Source organism: Halomonas icarae, assembly GCF_009901955.1.
Lineage (GTDB): Bacteria > Pseudomonadota > Gammaproteobacteria > Pseudomonadales > Halomonadaceae > Halomonas > Halomonas icarae.
The window spans coordinates 1371856-1390459 of record NZ_WUTS01000001.1 but is presented as its reverse complement, the minus strand read 5'-3'; the positions used below and the strand labels follow the sequence as shown (position 1 = coordinate 1390459).

The 18604-nt window shown below is 62.8% G+C and carries 17 protein-coding genes; 11 read left to right on the top strand and 6 right to left on the bottom strand.

The window, feature by feature from the left end:
- Positions 1-80: 80 nt before the first annotated feature.
- Positions 81-1301: an ABC transporter substrate-binding protein gene (locus tag GRB80_RS06520; RefSeq protein ID WP_237561930.1), complete on the bottom strand. Its 1221-nt coding sequence runs from the start codon at positions 1299-1301 to the stop codon at positions 81-83.
- 403 nt (positions 1302-1704) lie between these two features.
- Here GRB80_RS06520 and GRB80_RS06515 point away from each other — a divergent pair, with 403 nt between their 5' ends.
- The 3 genes from GRB80_RS06515 (at position 1705) to GRB80_RS06505 (ending at position 4569) form a co-directional block, all read left to right on the top strand.
- Positions 1705-2961, top strand: coding sequence for a dicarboxylate/amino acid:cation symporter (locus tag GRB80_RS06515; RefSeq protein ID WP_132041618.1), 1257 nt, complete (start codon positions 1705-1707; stop codon positions 2959-2961).
- A gap of 82 nt (positions 2962-3043) precedes the next feature.
- Entirely contained in the window at positions 3044-4096 is a 1053-nt protein-coding gene (locus GRB80_RS06510; protein WP_161422965.1) for a C45 family autoproteolytic acyltransferase/hydrolase, read from the top strand.
- A 104-nt stretch (positions 4097-4200) separates the two neighbouring features.
- Positions 4201-4569 (top strand): DUF6746 family protein, encoded by a 369-nt coding sequence (locus tag GRB80_RS06505; protein WP_132041620.1) that lies wholly within the window; start codon positions 4201-4203, stop codon positions 4567-4569.
- A gap of 16 nt (positions 4570-4585) precedes the next feature.
- Here GRB80_RS06505 and GRB80_RS06500 read toward each other — a convergent pair whose 3' ends face one another.
- Genes GRB80_RS06500 through GRB80_RS06490 form a run of 3 tightly spaced genes read right to left on the bottom strand, consistent with a single transcriptional unit; the run spans position 4586 to position 6812 of the window.
- Positions 4586-5188 carry a DUF4202 domain-containing protein gene (locus GRB80_RS06500; protein WP_161422964.1) on the bottom strand — a complete coding sequence of 201 codons (603 nt, stop codon included), beginning with the start codon at positions 5186-5188 and terminating at the stop codon, positions 4586-4588.
- A 26-nt stretch (positions 5189-5214) separates the two neighbouring features.
- A complete protein-coding gene (locus tag GRB80_RS06495; protein ID WP_161422963.1) occupies positions 5215-6339 on the bottom strand; it encodes a GGDEF domain-containing protein in 1125 nt (374 codons plus the stop codon).
- Positions 6339-6812 (bottom strand): molybdopterin-dependent oxidoreductase, encoded by a 474-nt coding sequence (locus GRB80_RS06490; protein WP_161422962.1) that lies wholly within the window; start codon positions 6810-6812, stop codon positions 6339-6341. Before GRB80_RS06490 ends, GRB80_RS06495 begins: the two co-directional genes overlap by 1 nt.
- A gap of 182 nt (positions 6813-6994) precedes the next feature.
- On the opposite strand from GRB80_RS06490, the gene GRB80_RS06485 reads away from it, so the two are divergent.
- Complete coding sequence (locus GRB80_RS06485; protein WP_161422961.1) at positions 6995-8542, top strand: alkaline phosphatase D family protein; 1548 nt, start codon at positions 6995-6997, stop codon at positions 8540-8542.
- Between the two features lie 131 nt (positions 8543-8673).
- Here the strand turns inward: GRB80_RS06485 and GRB80_RS06480 are convergent, their stop codons facing one another.
- Positions 8674-9768, bottom strand: coding sequence for a DUF2235 domain-containing protein (locus GRB80_RS06480; protein WP_161422960.1), 1095 nt, complete (start codon positions 9766-9768; stop codon positions 8674-8676).
- Between the two features lie 125 nt (positions 9769-9893).
- Here GRB80_RS06480 and GRB80_RS06475 point away from each other — a divergent pair, with 125 nt between their 5' ends.
- The 7 genes from GRB80_RS06475 to GRB80_RS16245 all read left to right on the top strand — a co-directional run bounded on the left by GRB80_RS06475 (position 9894) and on the right by GRB80_RS16245 (position 18141).
- Complete coding sequence (locus tag GRB80_RS06475; protein ID WP_161422959.1) at positions 9894-10217, top strand: antibiotic biosynthesis monooxygenase family protein; 324 nt, start codon at positions 9894-9896, stop codon at positions 10215-10217.
- Between the two features lie 68 nt (positions 10218-10285).
- On the top strand, positions 10286-12709 hold the full coding sequence (gene hsdR, locus GRB80_RS06470) for an EcoAI/FtnUII family type I restriction enzme subunit R (RefSeq protein ID WP_161422958.1): 2424 nt from the start codon (positions 10286-10288) through the stop codon (positions 12707-12709).
- A 3-nt stretch (positions 12710-12712) separates the two neighbouring features.
- Entirely contained in the window at positions 12713-13525 is an 813-nt protein-coding gene (locus GRB80_RS06465; protein WP_132041628.1) for an HNH endonuclease, read from the top strand.
- Positions 13526-13528: 3 nt separating this feature from the next.
- Positions 13529-15061 carry a type I restriction-modification system subunit M gene (locus GRB80_RS06460; RefSeq protein WP_161422957.1) on the top strand — a complete coding sequence of 511 codons (1533 nt, stop codon included), beginning with the start codon at positions 13529-13531 and terminating at the stop codon, positions 15059-15061.
- On the top strand, positions 15058-16842 hold the full coding sequence (locus GRB80_RS06455) for a restriction endonuclease subunit S (RefSeq protein ID WP_161422956.1): 1785 nt from the start codon (positions 15058-15060) through the stop codon (positions 16840-16842). Before GRB80_RS06460 ends, GRB80_RS06455 begins: the two co-directional genes overlap by 4 nt.
- A complete protein-coding gene (locus tag GRB80_RS06450) occupies positions 16842-17822 on the top strand; it encodes an Abi family protein (RefSeq protein WP_202597177.1) in 981 nt (326 codons plus the stop codon). The genes GRB80_RS06455 and GRB80_RS06450 overlap by 1 nt, the downstream gene beginning before the upstream one ends.
- 121 nt (positions 17823-17943) lie before the next feature.
- Positions 17944-18141 carry a hypothetical protein gene (locus GRB80_RS16245; protein ID WP_202597176.1) on the top strand — a complete coding sequence of 66 codons (198 nt, stop codon included), beginning with the start codon at positions 17944-17946 and terminating at the stop codon, positions 18139-18141.
- A 5-nt stretch (positions 18142-18146) separates the two neighbouring features.
- Here GRB80_RS16245 and GRB80_RS06445 read toward each other — a convergent pair whose 3' ends face one another.
- Positions 18147-18488: a YbjQ family protein gene (locus tag GRB80_RS06445; protein ID WP_132041632.1), complete on the bottom strand. Its 342-nt coding sequence runs from the start codon at positions 18486-18488 to the stop codon at positions 18147-18149.
- Positions 18489-18604: the final 116 nt, after the last annotated feature.

Here is an 18604-nt window from a genome sequence, read left to right as displayed (position 1 = left end):
CAATACAAACACATCGGCCCCGGCGGTTTCCCGCCGGGGCCGATGCTTTCAGGGTGTGGATATCAACACCGAGAGCGGACTTACTTGTCCAGGAAGCCCTTGCTGACGAACTTGCCGTCCTCGACCGCCATCTCCTCGACGATGCCCGGCACGTCGCCCTTCTCGTCGAACTCATGGCTGCCCGAGGCGCCTTCGTAGTTGATCTCCTCACCGGCGGCGATCAACTCCACGGCCTTCTCCCACTCGCCGGGCAGGATCACCTCGCCCGGGGCGGAGGAGACGCTGCGCAGCGCCTCGGAGAGGCCCTCGCGCTCGGCGCTGCCGTTCTGCTCGATGGCCAGCGCCAGCAGGAAGGCGGCGTCGTAGCCCTGGCCGGCGAATACCGCCTCGTGGGAGATAGCCCCCGCCTCGGCCAGTTCGACGAAGCGCTCGGTGCCGGGGCTGTCGGGGTTGCCCGGCCGCGTGGCGATAAAGCTGTCGTTCAACACCTCCTCACCCACGCCATCGAGCAGCCCCGAGATCACCATGCCATCGGCGCCGATATAGCGGTTGAACATGCCGCTCTCGTAGGCCTGGCGAACCACGGTCTGGCCGGAGGTATCGCCATAGGCCAGCACTACCAGATCCGGGACCCCGGTGGCCGAGAGCGTACCCAGCTCGGAGCGGTAGTCGGCGCGGTTGTCCTCGTGGGCCAGGTTCTCGGCCACCGTGCCGCCCTCGGCCTCATAGGTGGCCACGAAGGCATCGGCCAGGCCGCGCCCGTAGTCGTTGTTCACGTAGGTGACCGCGACCTCATCGATGCCCTTCTCCAGCAGCATCTTGGCCAGCGCCTCACCCTGGAAGGCATCGGAGGGCACGGTACGGAATACCAGGTCGTTGTCGTCCAGCTCGGTCACCGCCGGCGCCGTGGAGGCCGGCGAGACCATCACCACCCCACCCGGAATGGCGGCGTTGTTGGCCGCGGCAATCGTGGCACCGGTGCACAGGGCACCGACGATGGCCGTGACCTGCTCGCTGTTGACCAGGCGGTCGGCCGCGTTGGAGGCCGCCGAGGCATCGGAGCAAGTGGTATCGCCGCTGGGCATGCTGATCTGCTCACCGCCCAGCACGCCGCCCTGCTCGTTGACATGCTGAATGGCCAGCTGCGCCGCATCATAGACCGGTGGAGTGAGGGTCTCGATCGGACCGGTGAAGCCGCCCAGGAAGCCAACCTTCACCTCGGCCTGGGCCGACCCCATGGCCAGGGCGGAAGCCGCCACCGCCATCGCTACCAGACTCTTCTGTACCGGGCTCTTATTCATATTGTTCGTCTCGCTTGGTTTTCAAGGATGGTTTGCAAGGATGCCACACCCCCTAAATCTGGAAGGGCAAAGGAAAAAACTCAAGTCTGCCCAGCCAACGCTCGGCCCCTCAGGGTGGCGAAGTGGCACCTATACTGAGCCAGGCAACCCCACCTGCGGGTACTGAGCCAGGCAACCCCACCTGTGGGAGTTTACCGATATGATTCGTCACCCTGTAATTCCGGTTCATCACAGACTGACGTGACGACACCGTCGCCGGCACGGCCTGCCTTGCAGCAGGCAGCCTAACGTTGACGTGAAAAGCATCGTTGTAGCGGAAACGACAGAACTTCTTTCTGTAGAATCACCGCCCTGCATAACAAGTTCACCATAAAGCTGCATTTATCCGGCAAGGAGTCATGCAATGACCCGATCCTCGCATAGCCCCAGGGGCAACTTCTGGCGGCGCACGCCGCTCTGGCAGAAGATCCTGGCCGGCCTGGTACTCGGTGTGCTGGTCGGCGCCCTGATGGGCGAAAGCGCCAGCGTCTTCAAACCCATCGGCGATATCTTCATCAGCGCCATCAAGATGTTGATCGTGCCGCTGGTGTTCTCGACCCTGGTGGTCGGCATCACCGCCATGCGCGACCCGCAGAAGATGGGACGCATCGGGGCCCGCACCATCGCCCTCTATCTGATCACCACCGCCTTCGCCATCAGCATCGGCCTGCTGGCCTCCTGGATCTTCCAGCCGGGGGTCGGCCTGGAGCTGAGCTTCGAGGCCGGTGCCGAGGCCAAGGAGGCTCCCAGCCTGGTGGAGATCATCGTCGGCCTGGTGCCTCAGAACCCTGTCAGCGCCCTGGCCAGCGGCAATATCCTGCAGATCATCGTGTTTGCGATCGGCCTGGGCATCTCGCTGACCCTGATCGGCGAGAGAGGGGAACCGGCGGTACGCGTCTTCGACAGCTTCGCCGAGGCGATGTACAAGCTCACCGGTATCGTCATGGCCTTCGCCCCGTTCGGCGTCTTCGGCCTGATCGCCCATGTGGCCGGCAGCTATGGCCTCGAGGTGCTGCTACCGTTGGCCAAGGTGATCGCAGTCGCCTACCTGGCCAGTATCCTGCATGTGCTGGTGGTCTACTCCGGCATGCTCGCCCTGATCGGCAAGCTCAATCCGCTGCGCTACCTGCAGGGCATCCTCGACGCCCTGGTCGTGGCCTACTCCTCCGCCTCCTCGTCGGGCACCCTGCCGGTCTCCATCCGCTGCGCCCAGAAGAACCTCGGCGTCTCGGAGGGTGTCTCCGGTTTCGTGCTGCCGGTCGGTGCCACCATCAACATGGACGGTACCGCCATCTATCAGGGTGTGGTCGCGGTATTTATCGCCCAGCTGCTCGGCGTCGACCTCAGCCTGATGGACTACGGGATGATCATCGTCACCGGCACCCTGGCCTCCATCGGCACCGCCGGTGTACCCGGTGCCGGCCTGGTGATGCTCTCCATCGTCATGGCCCAGATCGGTCTGCCGCTGGAGGCGATCGCCGTGATCGCCGGCATCGACCGCATCCTCGACATGGCCCGCACCAGCGTGAACGTGGCCGGCGACCTGATGGTCACCACCCTGGTCGGCAAGAGCGAAGGCGAGCTCGACGAGAGCATCTACAACGCCCCGCGCAAGAGCTGATCCATCCGGGGCCGGCACCCTGCCGGCCCCGCCCGCCTCCCCATGCTAGAGTGACCCGACACATCCGCGTGCGGAGGTCACCATGCAGATCACTCACCTCAGCGGCAGCCGCCGCGCTATCGGCCTGGGGCACGGTCGTGCCCATGCGCCACTGATCCACGCCAGCATTGAGGTCTACGACCGCCTGTTCCGGGACTTCGTCGGCCTCGACTGGCCCCAGGCGCGCCACCAGGCCGAGCGCTTCGGCGGCATGATCGAGCAACGCTTTCCCGCCATTCTCGAAGAGATGGCCGGCATCGCCGAGGGCGCCGGACTCGAGCTTGCCGATATCCTGACCCTCAACTGCCGCAGCGAGATATCGCTCACCCAGGCCAGCGGCGGCTGCTCCGCCTTCGCCCTCGAACGCGCTGAAACACAGTGGCTAGCCCAGAACTGGGACTGGCGCGCCGACCAGCTCGACAATGTGGTGGCGCTGCATATCGAGGGCGACGACGCCCCGCCGCTGGTCAGCATCGGCGAGGCCGGCATGGTGGCCAAGATCGGCATGAATGCCCACGGCATCGGCGTCTGCCTCAATGCCATCCGTTCCCGCACCTGCGGCGAGGGGCTGCCGATCCATGTGGCGCTGCGCCGGATACTCGAGAGCCCCGACCTGGCCTCCGCCCGGGCGGTGGCCACCGACAGCCGGGTCTGTTCTCCGGCGCACTTCCTGGTGGCGAGTGCCGATGGCCGGGCGGTGGGCCTCGAGGTTCACCCCGGCGAGCCCGGCGTGCTCTCCCCCCGCGGCGGCGCGGTCACCCACACCAACCATCTCTATGACGCCGCCGTGACCTGCCAGATCGAGGACTTCCCGCGCCCCGACTCACGCCCTCGCCTGGAGCGCCTGGATACGCTGCTGGGTAGCCTGGCGGAAGACGCCCCGGTGAATGAAACCCAGCTGTTCGAGGTTCTCGCCGACCACCAGCACCATCCGCTGTCGATCTGCCGCCACTTCAATCCCGATCAACCCGCCGAGGAGCGCATGGAGACGCTGTTCGGCGTGGTCATGAATCTCACCGAGCGACGCCTGACGCTGCGCCACGGCAAGCCGTGCGAGAGCGAAGATAGCCTCGAAATACGCCTGACGCCGGCCTGATCTGGATCAACGGAGTCGCGAAGGGGGCCTTGCGACGAGGCCCGTGAAAGCGCATAGTTTGCATACGCGACCGATTCTCATTACTCTGCAAGAAGGAACTACCAATGACGCGTCATCTGCTGCCCCTGCTGCTCGCCGGCCTGATGGCCACCCCCGCCCTGGCCGACGACGACCAGCCCCAGCACTTCAGCGGCAAGCCGGCCGACACCATGGCCGAGGCCGTGGCCAACGCCAGCGAAGCCAACCGGGAGCTTGCCGAGCTGCTGGACGGCGAGCTCAGCGACGCCGACCTGGCCAGGATCCACCAGCTCTCCTACACCATGGAAAACGCCCTGGGGCGGATCCACGAGGAGGTCTACCAGCTGGAAGGCACCCTGGAAGAGGTCCACCTCGGCTCCGAGGCCTTCGATCGCGAACGGGTACGCAGCAACGGCGAGGCCTACCTGGACGGCATGGCCCCGCTGCTCGACTAATCACGCGCGGCGGGCCTCAGCCCGCCAGCGCCTCCTCCACCAGGGCTCGCGCCTCCTCGCTCATCGGCAGTTCAAGCGCCAGTTCGTGAGCCCGCGGCGACATCTTCTTCCAGGTCTTCTGGACGATGCGGATCAGGTGATCATGGTCGATCTGCCTGGAGAAGTCGGCGAAATAGTTCTCCAGGAAGACCAGGCAGGCACAGTCCTCCACTGCCTGGGCACCCGCCTCTCGCCCCAGCCCCTGCTTGCGAATCATCCGCGCCACCGCCTCGGCATCCTCTTCTGCATAGCCCGCCTCGCGCATCAGCGCCGCGGTGGTCGCGCCGGCGCGCTGCCCCTGATCGCGACGCCAGGTCAGGTAGCCCACCCGGCCCTCGGGATAGTCGCTGCGCGGTACCTCCCAGCGCTGCAGATGCTGACCCCGCACGGCCAGCCGCATGCGTGCTTCGGGGTGGTCGTGCAACCGCTCCAACCAGGCACTCATGCGCCCGGCATGCCATAGCTCCCGAGGCACGCTCTCGCCCTCCACGGTGACGTGGCGAGGGTCCTGGGCATGCAGCGCATCGAGCGCCGCCATGACCTGCTGGAAGGGGGCTTCGTCGATAGACGGAACCGTCATTTACACATCTCCCGAAGATTCACTCGCTATGTCGCCCACTCCACGCGGTCGCGGCCGAGTTCCTTGGCACGATAGAGCCGACGGTCGGCGCGGGCATAGAGCCTGTCGAAGTCATCCTGTTCGCCCGCCTCGGCGATGCCGATACTCACACTAAGCTCACCGGTGGCCGCCGCTCCAGGCAGGGGCATCTTCCCTACCGCTTCCAGCAGGCGATCGGCGAGGCGATGGGCCGCATCGAGGTCGCTGTGAGGCATCAGAATGGCGAACTCCTCTCCGCCCATGCGAGCCACCACATCCATGCGACGCACACTCTCCTGCAACAGCCGGGCAAACCGCACCAGGACCTCATCGCCCTGAGGGTGGCCATAGGTATCGTTGAAGCGTTTGAAATGATCCAGATCCAGCAGGACCAGGCCGAGAGGCTCATCACTTCGCTCACGGCGCGCGAAGGCCCCCTCCGCCTCCTGCAGCAGGCGGCGGCGATTACCCAGTCCGGTCAGCTGGTCGGTCAGGCTAAGGCGCTGCATCGCCTCGCTCTGCACCTGCAAACGCCACAGCATCAACAGCACACCCCCGATGGCCACCAGCAGTGACCACATCAACACGGCGACAGCCAGGGTAAGGCGCTGCATGAAGTGCCGCTGATCGGCCGAGGCCTGGTGCAGCAGTTGATTCAGCTCGCTATAGGACCAGGCCAGCGACTCCTCGATATCCAGCCCCAGTTCGCGCAGCAGGTGGGCCTCCTGGGGTGTCAGGGTGCTGTCGCGGCCCACACGGTCAATCACCCGCTCCAGCTCCGACAGGCGGCCTTCCGCATCCGCCAGCTCCGCCACGAAGGGCCGATAATCCTGGGGGGGCAGATCGCTGTGCCGCAGGTGGTTATCAAGCCCCTGTATCCTGAGTGGGATCCTCCAGGTCAGATCACGCAGCTGCTCCAGATAGATAGGGTCGGGCCTCTCGACCAGGCTCTCCAGGATCAGCCGCAATCGATCGGGGTCATGCTGGGCACGCACCAGATCGGTCACCATCGCCGCGTAGTTGGCACCCACCAGCCGCCGCGCCTCGGAGTAGTAGACCCCGAAGGTCGAGAGACACAGCAGCACGACCAGCAAATAAGCCAGCAGCAGGCCTCTTGCCCACAGGCGTGACATCACCTGACGTTGATCTCGCGAATGGCCCAGATCCAGCGTGTCATGGGCTCGCTGCCTTCGATCACGGCCTCGGCTTCCTCCGGCACCACCAGCATGAAGGGCCCATGGCTCCTGACGGTAAGCGGCTCTCCATCGATCCGGGTCACCAGCAGATAGGCCTTCTCGCGACGCTGAGCAGGCGTCAGAAAGGTGGTGTAGCCATCATGGGCGACGAAGCGCACCCGAGGCGCCGAATCCAGGCCATACTCGCGCAGGAAATCATCCAGCCAGACCCCGGCGAAGCGCCCCTCGAAACCTTCCGGATGCCGCATATCGATGCTGGTCGTTGGCACAGCCTCCACCTCGTCCAGCGTCAGGGTGCGTTTCGTGGTGCCCTGAGAAAGTATCAACCCAGCCGGGGAAGCCAGCGCCACTCCCCCGACCATCAGCAGCAGCCATGCCGCATGGATAAGATATTGGCGTAAACGGGGCAAGCTGAGCTCCTCAATCTTGATCATTTTGACTATGCGCAGCTTGACCCCAACTTTCAAGGTTAGCCTGACGCCGAAACATCAATGGCTTAACAAGGAAAGCCAGATGTCATGACGCCGACAAGAGGTTGTCATCATCGCCGCGGATGATGCGGTGGCCGACCTCATCACCCTCGGAGTTACTCATGAATATCACTCGTCGTGATGCCCTCAAGCTCGGTCTCAGGGCAGGCAGCACCCTCGGGGCCTGCCTGGCCGCTCCCTCCATCGTGCTGGCCCAGGACCGCCGCCCGATACTGCCCTACGGCGTGATGAGCGGCGACATGCGTCACGACCGCGCCATGCTCTGGGCACGCGCCGACCGGCCCGCACGCATGCTGGTGGAAGTCGCCGACAACCCTGAGTTTCGTCACGCTCGTCAATTGATGGGGCCCGAGGTCCTGCCTGCCACCGACCTCACCGCCAAGCTCGACGTCACCGGCCTTGGCGGCATGGATACCGCTCACTACCGTGTGCGCTTCGCCGCCCTCGACGACCATCGCGCCATCAGTGAACCGATCACCGGCCGGCTGCGCCTACCGCCCGCCACCCGCCGCGACGTGCGCTTCGTCTGGTCTGGCGACACCGTCGGTCAGGGCTGGGGCATCGACGAATCGCGCGGCGGCATGACCACCTACGCTACCATGCGCCGACAGCGTCCCGACTTCTTTATCCACTCCGGCGACACCGTCTACGCCGATGGCCCGCTCAAGGAGAGTGTGACGCTGGCCAACGGTGAGACCTGGCGCAACCTGGTCACGCCGGAGAAGCTCAAGGTGGCGGAAACGCTGAGGGAGTTCCGCGGCCAGTACGCCTACAACCTGATGGACGCCAACGTTCGCCAGTTCAACGCCGAGGTCCCCATGCTCGCCCAGTGGGACGACCACGAGACCACCAACAACTGGTACCCGGGCGAACTCCTCGACGACGACCGCTACACCGAGAAGAACGCCAGCCTGCTGGCGGCTCGCGCGCGGCGTGCCTTCTTCGAGTACATGCCGCTGCGCGAGCTGCCCGAGGCGCCCGGCAGGATCCATCGACGCTTCGCCTATGGTCCCAGCCTAGAGGTCTTCATGCTCGACATGCGCACCTACCGCGCGGCCAACAGTCCCAACCGGCAGGCCGAGGGTGAGGCAGCCACCTTCCTGGGGCAGGATCAGCTACGCTGGCTGCTCGAGGGCCTGCGCCGCTCCACCGCCACCTGGAAGATCATCGCCGCCGATATGCCGATCGGGCTGGTCGTGCGCGACGGCGAGCACTTCGAGGCCATCGCCAACGATCACCATGGTGAGCCGCTGGGACGTGAGATGGAGATCGCCGAGCTGCTGCGCGCCATCCGCGATGACGCCATTCACAACGTGGTGTGGCTCACCGCCGATGTGCACTACACCGCCGCCCACCACTACTCACCCGAACGCGCCAGCTTCAAGGAGTTCGCCCCCTTCTGGGAGTTTGTCAGCGGTCCTCTCCACGCCGGCACCTTCGGGCCCGGCGAGCTGGATGGCACCTTCGGTCCCGAGGTGGTGTTCCAGAAGGCACCACCGGCGGGACAGTCCAACCTGCCGCCCTCCGACGGCTACCAGTTCTTCGGCCAGGTGGACCTCGACGGCGAGAGCGAGATCCTCACCGTCACCCTGATGGATGCGGCCGGGAACGCCCTGCATACCCAGGCACTGGCGCCCCAACGGGCGTAAAGCATCGGCCACTCTGCAACGAAGCGCCGCCCCGATCAGGGCAGCGATGGCGATCAACAGGGGCAGCTCAAACATGCAAGACAGCCTATCCAATGGTAAGCGGCAATGCTGGCGCTTCAACCCAGGCCGTGTCACTCCTCCGCAGGGGAAGGGGAAGAAGACGGCGGCGTGCAGCCGGCCCGTACCAGGGTGGGCGGCCGGTAATTCGAATTCTCCTGCCAGCGCCGCCACACCGAGGGATCCACGCTGACGCCCACGGCGGGCAGTCCTTGCGAGTCCCGGCCATAGTGCCGAAAGTGACGACCGCTGCCATCACGATCGCGCAGCGAACGGTACCAGCGATAGAGCCCCTTCAAGAACTCGGCATGGGAGTCCCGTATCTCGCCGCGGTGCGCCGCTTCCGCCGCCTCCGACAGATCCACCGCCAGCCCCGCCTCATGAGCCTTGCGGCACAGCCACGCATAGGCCAGGTCGGCCAGCGGGTCGACGCCGCCGTCGGGCATCTCGTATCCCCCTCCCACATTGGCGTGCGCACCGACAAACCAGCGCTGCTCCACCTCACGCTGGCGTTCCTTCAACTTGCCGGTGGGGTGCGACCACAGGGCCGCATCGTAGGCCGCGCGATGCTCGTCCAGCGCGAGTGCCTGATAGGCCCGCCGCACGATGGAGGAGAGCTCGGTATCGTGCCAGGAGAAGCGGCCATGTTCGGAAAGCTGGGTGCCGGGGATCCCCAGGGCACCCACGGTTTCCCAGACGCCGATGAAGTCGATCGTGATCTCGCGGCTGTAGTGGCGGCGAAAGACACTACAGGGCACCGCATCGGGGGCGATGCGCTTGTTGCGATAGAGCGACTCCGCCTGCTTGACCAGGGCCGGCGTGGAGACCCGCAGCAAGCCGCACTTGCGGATCATGCCCACCAGGCTGCGGGCGATATAGGCCCCGCGGCTGAAGCCGAAGATAAAGACCTCCGAGCCCTCCACATAGTGGCGCACCAGCCAGTCATATCCATGTTGAAGGTTACGACTCAGCCCCACTCCGAAGGCCCCGCCGACCAGGCGCTCCCACTGCCGGGTACCGATCCCCGGCTCGTAGAAGAAGCGCTGGCGTACGCCGTGAGCATCGAGGTCGTGGATATCCCCCGCCAGCCGATAGACATTGGTTCGGTCCTGAGGATCGTTCCAGGTACCGTCGAACAACAGGATCAAACGCTGAGAAGGGTGAGTCATGGCCGCTCCCTGATGCCCTGCCCTCGGCCGCCCGCCCCATCGGCGGCGGCTCAAGCCCGGGCAAACCTTGCATCATTGGATACCCTCAAGGTAGACCGACACGCCACCCGCCGGGAGGAGACACCATGAAATACCTCTTCGAAGTGACGATCCGCGACGGCCACACCGCAGAGGAGTATGCCGACGCCTGGGTGCGCGCCAGCGAACTGATCCAGCAGGCCCCCGGCGCCCGGGGCACCGAGTTGCATCGCAAGATCGGCGACCCCAAGACCCTGATCGCCATCGCCCACTGGGACAGCAAGGCCAGCCGCGACGCCATGGAGGCCCAGCCTGCGCCCAAGGTGAAGGAGATCATCAAGAGCGCCGCCCCCTTCTGCGAGATCCGCGTGATCGGCGAGTTCGAGGAGCCAGAGTGGGTGGTGATGCCGCCGGACTCACCAGATGCTTAGCCTGCTCCGGTGGCGTAAGCTTGGGTAACAAGCGTTACCCGCCCGCCATCGACAAGCAGGATGCTGCCATGGACAAGAAAGCCCTCAGCGAACGGGATATCTGTACCAAGTTCATCACCCCAGCGCTGGAGCGCGCCGGCTGGGACATCCACTCCCAGGTGCGCGAAGAGGTGTCGTTCACCGCCGGTCGCATCATCGTGCGCGGGCGGCTGCATACCCGCGGCAAGCGGCGCCGCGCCGACTACCTGCTGAGCTACCAGAAGAACCAGCCCATCGCGGTGATCGAGGCCAAGGACAACAAGCACAGTCTCGGCGACGGCATGCAGCAGGCCCTGGCTTACAGCGACGCTCTCGATGTGCCCTTCGTGTTCTCAAGCAACGGCGATGGCTTCCTGTTCCACGATCGCACCGGCCTCGGCGAGCAGACCGAAACCACGCTCGGCCTCGACGACTTCCCCGCCCCCGATGAGCTCTGGGAACGCTACTGCCGCTACAAGGGCATCGGCTCCGCCGCGAGGCCGGTGGTCGAAGAGCCCTACTACGATGACGGCAGCGGTCGCAGCCCGCGCTACTACCAGCGCATCGCCATCAACCGTGCCGTAGAAGCCGTCGCCCGCGGCCAGGATCGTATCCTGTTGGTGATGGCTACCGGCACCGGCAAGACCTTCACCGCCTTCCAGATCATCTGGCGGCTGTGGAAGGCCAAGCAGAAGAAACGAATTCTGTTTCTCGCCGACCGCAACATCCTGGTCGACCAGACCAAGAACAATGACTTCAAGCCGTTCGGCCAGGCCATGACCAAGGTCACCAACCGCACGGTGGACAAGTCCTACGAGATCTATCTCTCGCTCTACCAGGCGGTCACCGGCAGCGAGGAGGAGCAGAACATCTACAAGCAGTTCTCGCCGGACTTCTTCGATCTGATCGTCATCGACGAGTGCCACCGCGGCAGTGCGGCGGTGGACTCCGCCTGGCGCTCGATCCTCGACTACTTCTCGTCGGCCACCCATATCGGCCTTACCGCCACGCCCAAGGAGACAAAAGAGGTCTCCAACATCGATTACTTCGGCGAGCCGATCTACACCTACTCGCTCAAGCAGGGCATCGAGGATGGCTTCCTCGCCCCCTACAAGGTGGTGCGCGTGGATATCGACCGTGACCTCCAGGGCTGGCGGCCAAGCAAAGGCCAGACCGACAAGCACGGCGAGCTGATCGAGGACCGCATCTATAACCAGAAGGATTTCGACAGACACCTGGTGCTGGAAAAGCGTACCGAGCTGGTGGCACGCAAGATCACCGAATTCATGGCAAGCACCGACCCTTATCAGAAGACCATCGTCTTCTGCGAGGACATCGACCATGCCGAGCGCATGCGTCAGGCCCTGGTCAACCTCAACCCAGATCGCGTGGCCGAGAACCGCAAGTACGTGATGCGCATCACCGGCGACGAGTTGGAAGGCAAGGCGGAACTCGACAACTTCATCAACCCCGAGGCGCGCTACCCGGTCATCGCCACCACCAGCAAGCTGATGACCACCGGCGTCGACGCCCAGACCTGCAAGCTGATCGTGCTCGACCAGCGCATTCAGTCGATGACCGAGTTCAAGCAGATCATCGGCCGCGGCACCCGCATCAACGATGACTACAACAAGCACTGGTTCACCATCCTCGACTTCAAGAAGGCCACCGAGCTGTTTGCCGACCCCGACTTCGACGGTGACCCGGTCAAGGTCTACCAGCCGAAGCCAAACGACCCCATCGCCCCGGATGACGAACTAACCGAGGACGAGGTTGCCGCCGGCGACAGCGCCGAGGGCATCGAAGAGGCCCATGGCGACTATGAGGTAGAGGAAGGCGCCACCTGGCAGAATGACGACACCTTCGGCGGCGCTGATCTGGGCAGCGATGAAGGCCCCGGCAAGCGAGTCAAGTACGTGGTCGACGATGTGGAAGTCTGCGTGGTGGCCGAGCGGGTGCAGTATCTGGGCCCCGACGGCAAGCTGATCACCGAGAGCCTGCGCGACTACACGCGCAAGAAGGTGAAGGAGCAGTTCGCTTCACTCGACGACTTCCTGCGCCGCTGGCATGACGCCGAACGCAAGCAGGCCATCCTAGATGAGCTGGCCGAACAAGGCGTGCTGTGGGAAGAGCTGGCGGCCGAGCTGGGCAAGCGCTGGGGCGACGAGCCCGACCCCTTCGACGTGATCTGCCATATCGCCTTCGACCGCCCGGCGCTGACCCGCCGCGAGCGCGCCGAACAGGTGAAGAAGCGCGATATCTTCACCCGCTACGAGGGGCAGGCGCGCCAGGTACTGGAGACGCTGGTCGACAAGTACGCCGATGCGGGCATCGAGCCGCTTGAAGATCCCAAGGTGCTTACCCTGGCCCCTTTCAGTAGCATCGGCGCTCCCATGGAGCTGGTCAGGGCCTTCGGCGGCAAGAGTGGCTACCTCACAGCGCTGCAGGACCTAGAACGTCAGCTATACGGATAACAGATGCTCAACTCACACCAAATAGCCGCAGAGCTGCAGAAACTGGGCTTTGTCTTGGATAAGGACAACGCTCGTATCAAGGGCCTGCTGCACCCCGCTACCCAAACCCGTGTTTACGTTAAAACCAGCGCTGCAGGACACCCGGTAAGCAAGGCCCCCTTGGTGATACATCCTGACAATCTCAACAGGTGTCAGGATATCGATGCTACCGGAGTCAGGTCAGGCGAGAAGTTCCACAACAGCAACCTCACTGGCTACCCGAAGACCTTGCACACTGGTGCAAATCCAATCACTCATGGGCTTGATATCGATGTGCCCACGACAGCTGCTTTGCAACAACTCCTTACCCTTCTTATGGGTACTGAGTCGAATGACATCTACGGAGATATTCAGGCGGCGGATCAACAGCTGGACGGACTTGATGAAACTACGCGCGAGCAGGTCATCGATGCACGCCGCGGCCAGGGTATCTTCCGTGCCGAGTTGGAAAAAGCTTGGGATACCCGCTGTTGTGTGACCGGGGTCAAGCAGTCTGCCTTACTTCGAGCCTCCCATATCAAGCCCTGGCGCTACAGCAGTAACCGTGAACGGCTGGACCCGAACAATGGCCTGTTACTGATGGCCAGCCTGGATGCTGCTTTCGATGCGGGACTTATCAGCTTCCGAGACGACGGTGCGATTCAACTCAGTCCTCAGCTGAAGCCCGCTGATGCACTGCCCGCCGGCATCCACAACGACCTCGCGATTAGCAAACCTCTCTCATCGGCACAGCAACACTTTCTGCAATACCACCGCGACCATATTTTCAGGAATTAGCCCATGAGCATCTCCACCACCATCAAGTCCATCCAGGACATCATGCGCAAGGATGTCGGCGTCGACGGCGACGCCCAGCGTATCGGCCAGCTCGTCTGGATGCTGTTCCTGAAGATCTTCGACGACCGGGAGCAGGAGTGGGAGATGTTCAATGAGGACTACCGCTCGCCGATTCCCGAGCCACTGCGCTGGCGCCGCTGGGCCGCCGACCCCGAAGGCATGACCGGCGACGAGCTCAAGGAGTTCGTCGACAATATGCTCTTCCCCGGCCTGCAGCAGCTTCAGGCCCGCGGCGACGACACCCGTGCGGTGGTGATCCGCAATGTCTTCGAGGACGCCTACAACTACATGAAGTCCGGCCAGCTGATGCGCCAGGTCATCAACCGGCTGCAGGATGGCATCGACTTCAACACCCAGGACGACCGCCACCAGCTCGGCGACATGTACGAGCAGATCCTCAAGGACCTGCAGAGCGCCGGCAATGCCGGCGAGTTCTACACCCCGCGGGCGGTCACCGAGTTCATGGTCAACCGGGTGGACCCGAAGCTCGACGAGATCGTGATGGACCCGGCCTGTGGCACCGGCGGCTTTCTTACCTGCACCATCGAGCACAAGCGCAGCTGCTACGTGAAGACGCCGGAGGACGAGCAGACCCTGCAGGCCAGCCTGCGCGGCATCGAGAAGAAGCCCCTGCCCCACCTGCTGGCCACCACCAACCTGATCCTCCACGGCATCGAGGTGCCAGAGCAGATCCGCCACGACAACGCCCTGGCCCGCCCGCTGATCAGCTGGGGCCCCAAGGAGCGGGTGGATGTCATCGTCGCCAATCCGCCCTTCGGCGGCATGGAGGAGGACGGCATCGAGACCAACTTCCCCCAGGCCTTCCGCACCCGCGAGACCGCCGATCTGTTCATGACGCTGTTTATTCAGCTGCTGAAGGACGGCGGCCGCGCCGCGGTGGTGCTGCCGGACGGCTTCCTGTTCGGCGAGGGCATGAAGACCCGCCTCAAGGAGAAGCTGCTCACTGAGTGCAACCTGCACACCATCGTTCGCCTGCCCAACGGCGTGTTCAACCCCTACACCGGCATCAAGACCAACCTGCTGTTCTTCACCAAGGGCCGGCCCACCGAGCAGATCTGGTACTACGAGCACCCCTACCCCGAGGGCTACAAGAACTACAGCAAGACCCGACCGATGCGCTTCGCCGAGTTCGCCACCGAGATCGACTGGTGGGGCGAGGAAAGCGACGGCTTCGCCAGTCGGGAGGAGACCGAGCAGGCCTGGAAGGTCGGCATCGAGGAGATCCAGGCGCGCCACTACAACCTGGATATCAAGAACCCCCACCAGGGCGAGCAGGTCAGCCACGATCCCGACGAGCTGCTGGCGCAATACGCCCAGCAGCAGGCGGAGATCCAGGAGCTGCGCGACCAGCTCAAGCAGATCCTCGGCGATGCGCTGAGTCATTCAGGCCAGGATGCCACCACCGGAGACAGCAGCGCCGAGGAAAGCCGCGAGACACAGGAGGACAAGGCGTGAGCGCACGAGAGCTGATCACCGACCACCTCGACCTCTGGACCGGCGCCGTCACCACCAGATCGACAGCGGGCCGCGGTCGCAATGGCAAGATCGAGCTCACCGGCATCAAGAAGCTGCGCAAGCTGATCCTGGAGCTGGCCGTGCGCGGCAAGCTGGTGGAGCAGGATCCCGATGAAGAGCCCGCCAGCGTACTGCTGGAGCGTATTGCGGAGGAGAAGGCCCGGCTGGTCAAGGCAGGGAAGATCAAGAAGCCGAAGAAGCTGCCGGAGATTACCGAGGAAGAGAAGCCGTTTGAGCTGCCTAATAGCTGGAAATGGGTACGGCTTGGTGATCTTTGCGAACTGGAGAACGGAGACAGGAGTAAAAACTATCCAAACAAGTCATCTCTTGTGGAAACGGGGATCCCATTTGTCAACGCAGGGCACTTGCAAAACCATTCGATAAACACCAGCGACCTAAGCTTTATCACAGAAGAAAAGTTCAACCTTCTTCGCAGTGGAAAATTCCGAGATGGAGATATTCTATTCTGCCTTCGGGGTTCTCTTGGGAAGTTCGGAGTAGTAAGAAATATCGAAAGGGGTGCAGTCGCATCATCTCTAATCATAGCCCGTCCATTTCTTTCACTTCTCATTAATTACATCGAGATTTATCTCAAGGCACCCATATCAGGGCTCATGATAAGGCGATATGACAATGGTACAGCCCAGCCTAACTTATCAGGCGCTTATTTCAGTAGATTCTTAATTCCTTTTCCAGGAGAAAGCGAGCAACAACACATCGCCGAAAAAGTCGACGAGCTGATGGCTCTCTGCGACCGGCTTGAACAGCAGGTCGGCGACCAGTTGGAAGTCCATGAGGTGCTGGTCGATACCCTTCTCGACGCCCTGACCCGCTCCACCGACGCCGCCGAAGTAGCCGAGAACTGGGCCCGCATCGCCGAGCATTTCGATACCCTTTTCACCACCGAAGCCAGCATCGACAAGCTCAAGCAGACCATACTTCAGCTGGCGGTGATGGGGCGGCTGGTGGAGCAGGACCCTGACGACGAACCCGCCAGTGTGCTGCTGGAACGTATCGCAGAGGAGAAGGCGCTGCTGGTCAAGGAAGGAAAGGTCAAAAAACCGAAAGCAGCTCAAACCCCACTGGCGAAAGACTTACCTTTCCAGATTCCAAGCAGCTGGAAATGGTGCAGGTTAGAAAGCCTATCTCTTCACTCAGAATCCGGCTGGAGCCCGCAATGCGATAGTTTCCCTCGTAGCGAGGGTAATTGGGGCGTATTAAAGGTTAGCGCCGTCTCTTGGGGATCGTTCAACCCTAATGAGAACAAAGCCTTACCAGCCAGCTTAACGCCACGCACTGAGCTTGAAGTCAAACCTAATGACTTCTTGATCTCCAGGGCCAACACTTCAGACCTCGTTGCCCGCTCCACCGTTGTTCCAAAGGGTGCGCCACAATACCTTATGATGAGCGACAAGATTATCAGGTTCATTTTTTCCAGACAGGCAAGTCCTTTATATATAAACCTCTTTAACAACAGCAAATTCTCACGCGACTACTATTCTCGTGTTTCCGGTGGCACAAGCAGCTCAATGAAAAATGTCTCAAGAAAACAGATACAAGAGCTTCTTGTACCTCTCCCGCCAACAGAAGAGCAACACCGTATCGTCAAAAAGGTCGACGAATTAATGGCCCTCTGCGACCAGCTCAAGGCCCGTCTAGGCGAGGCCGGCGAAACCCGCACTCACCTCGCCGAGGCGGTGGTGGAACAGGCAGTAAGCTGATGGCCTACGATCGTCCATGGAAGTCCTTCGAGGAGCAGCTGGCGCTGCTGAAAGCGCGCGGGATGGAGATCACCGATGAGGCCGCCGCCCTGGATTACCTGGAGCGCATCGGCTACTACCGGCTGAGCGGCTACTGGTATCCGTTCCGTCTATTCGAGGTAGTGCAGAACGCAAGTACTGGAAAGCTGGCTACCAAGGCAACCGATAGGTTTCATCCGAACACCCAGTTCGTGGATGCCGTTGATCTTTACCTGTTCGACAAGAAACTCCGCCTGTACCTGGCCGATGCGCTGGAGCGGATCGAAATTTCCCTGCGGGTAGACCTGTCTCACATACTGGGACAGCGCAGCCCATTCGCCCACGTAGAGAACACGAAGGCACACTTCCACCCCGGCTTTGCTGGCCGCCCCTTCCACCGGGGTAGCCAACAGTCCTGCTTCGAGGCCTGGCTGAGCAAGTATCGAGTACTGGTCGCCCGCTCCAAGGAAGATTTCGTCCGCCACTACCACGACAACCACGGCGATGAATTACCAATATGGGTGGCGGTGGAGGTGCTGGACTTTGGCGCCATCTCCCAGCTATTCAGCATGCTGAATGTGAAAGACCAACGGGCCATTGCCAACCGTTACGGGGTGAGCGACTGGAAGGTGTTCAAGAGCTGGCTGTTCAGCCTGAGCTACCTGCGCAACCTGGTGGCGCACCACAGCCGCCTCTGGAACCGAAACATCACCACCAAGCCGAAGCTGCCGAAACGGGGCGAAGTGGCGTGGTGCGACTCGTTCATCGGCAACGAAGACACCCGCTTCAAGCCGTTCCTGCTGCTGGCGATCACTCGCATGCTGGTGAAGTCGATTTGCCCGAACACCCGGTGGCACAACCGGCTGGCTGAGCATCTGGAGCGATTCCCGCAACAGCATTCATCCAGGAAGCTGGAACTGAGCGGCATGGGGATTACGGAAGACTGGAAGGACTGGTGGTGAGCGCAAAATAAGAACCCCAGCGTAGGTTGCAGGCAACCAAGAGGCCGGGGTCGTGTTGCGGCCATAGTAGGCCACCAGGCCAAGATGCGCAACAGTTGCGCCCGATACACAAGGAGCCTTCATGGCCATCGAACAAGGGATCTGGAAACTGGCGGGCAACGCCGGCGAGCCTCCGCAGAAGCTGCGGCCCACGGGGCTCGCGGACGAGAGCCTGCTGGCGCTCGATGCGAGCAGCGAGCGCATCACCCCCAACCTCAACGGCCACACCCAAGTGGTCTCACACCGTGGAACGCCTGAAGCAGGTGTGGCGAATCGGTGACCACCTCACCCCCTAGCGACCTTCACCGCGGTGCCGGTCGCCACCAGAAACAGCATCGACTTGCCGCCGCCGGAGATCTCGCTGTAATCGAGGTCGATGCCGATGACCGCATTGGCGCCCACGGATTCCGCCTCCTTTCGCAGCTCGTCCAGGCAGGTCTTTCTGGCATCGCGCAGCGCGTTCTGGGACGACTTGTTGCGCCCGCCGAAGAAGTCGCGGAAGCCGGCGAACATGTCCTTGAGAACGTTCATGCCGAACACACATTCGGCGGAGACGATGTCGATATGCTCGGTGACTCGGTAGCCCTCGAGGTGCGATGAGGTGGTCAGGATCACGCGTTCAGCCATGGTCGGGTCACTCCTGGGGTGGTGATTGCTGTGGTGATTACTGTGGCAACTGATATGGCGACGGCGATAGCGAACAGGCCGCCTGAGTTCGGTTCCTGCGCCAAGGCGCTACAGTG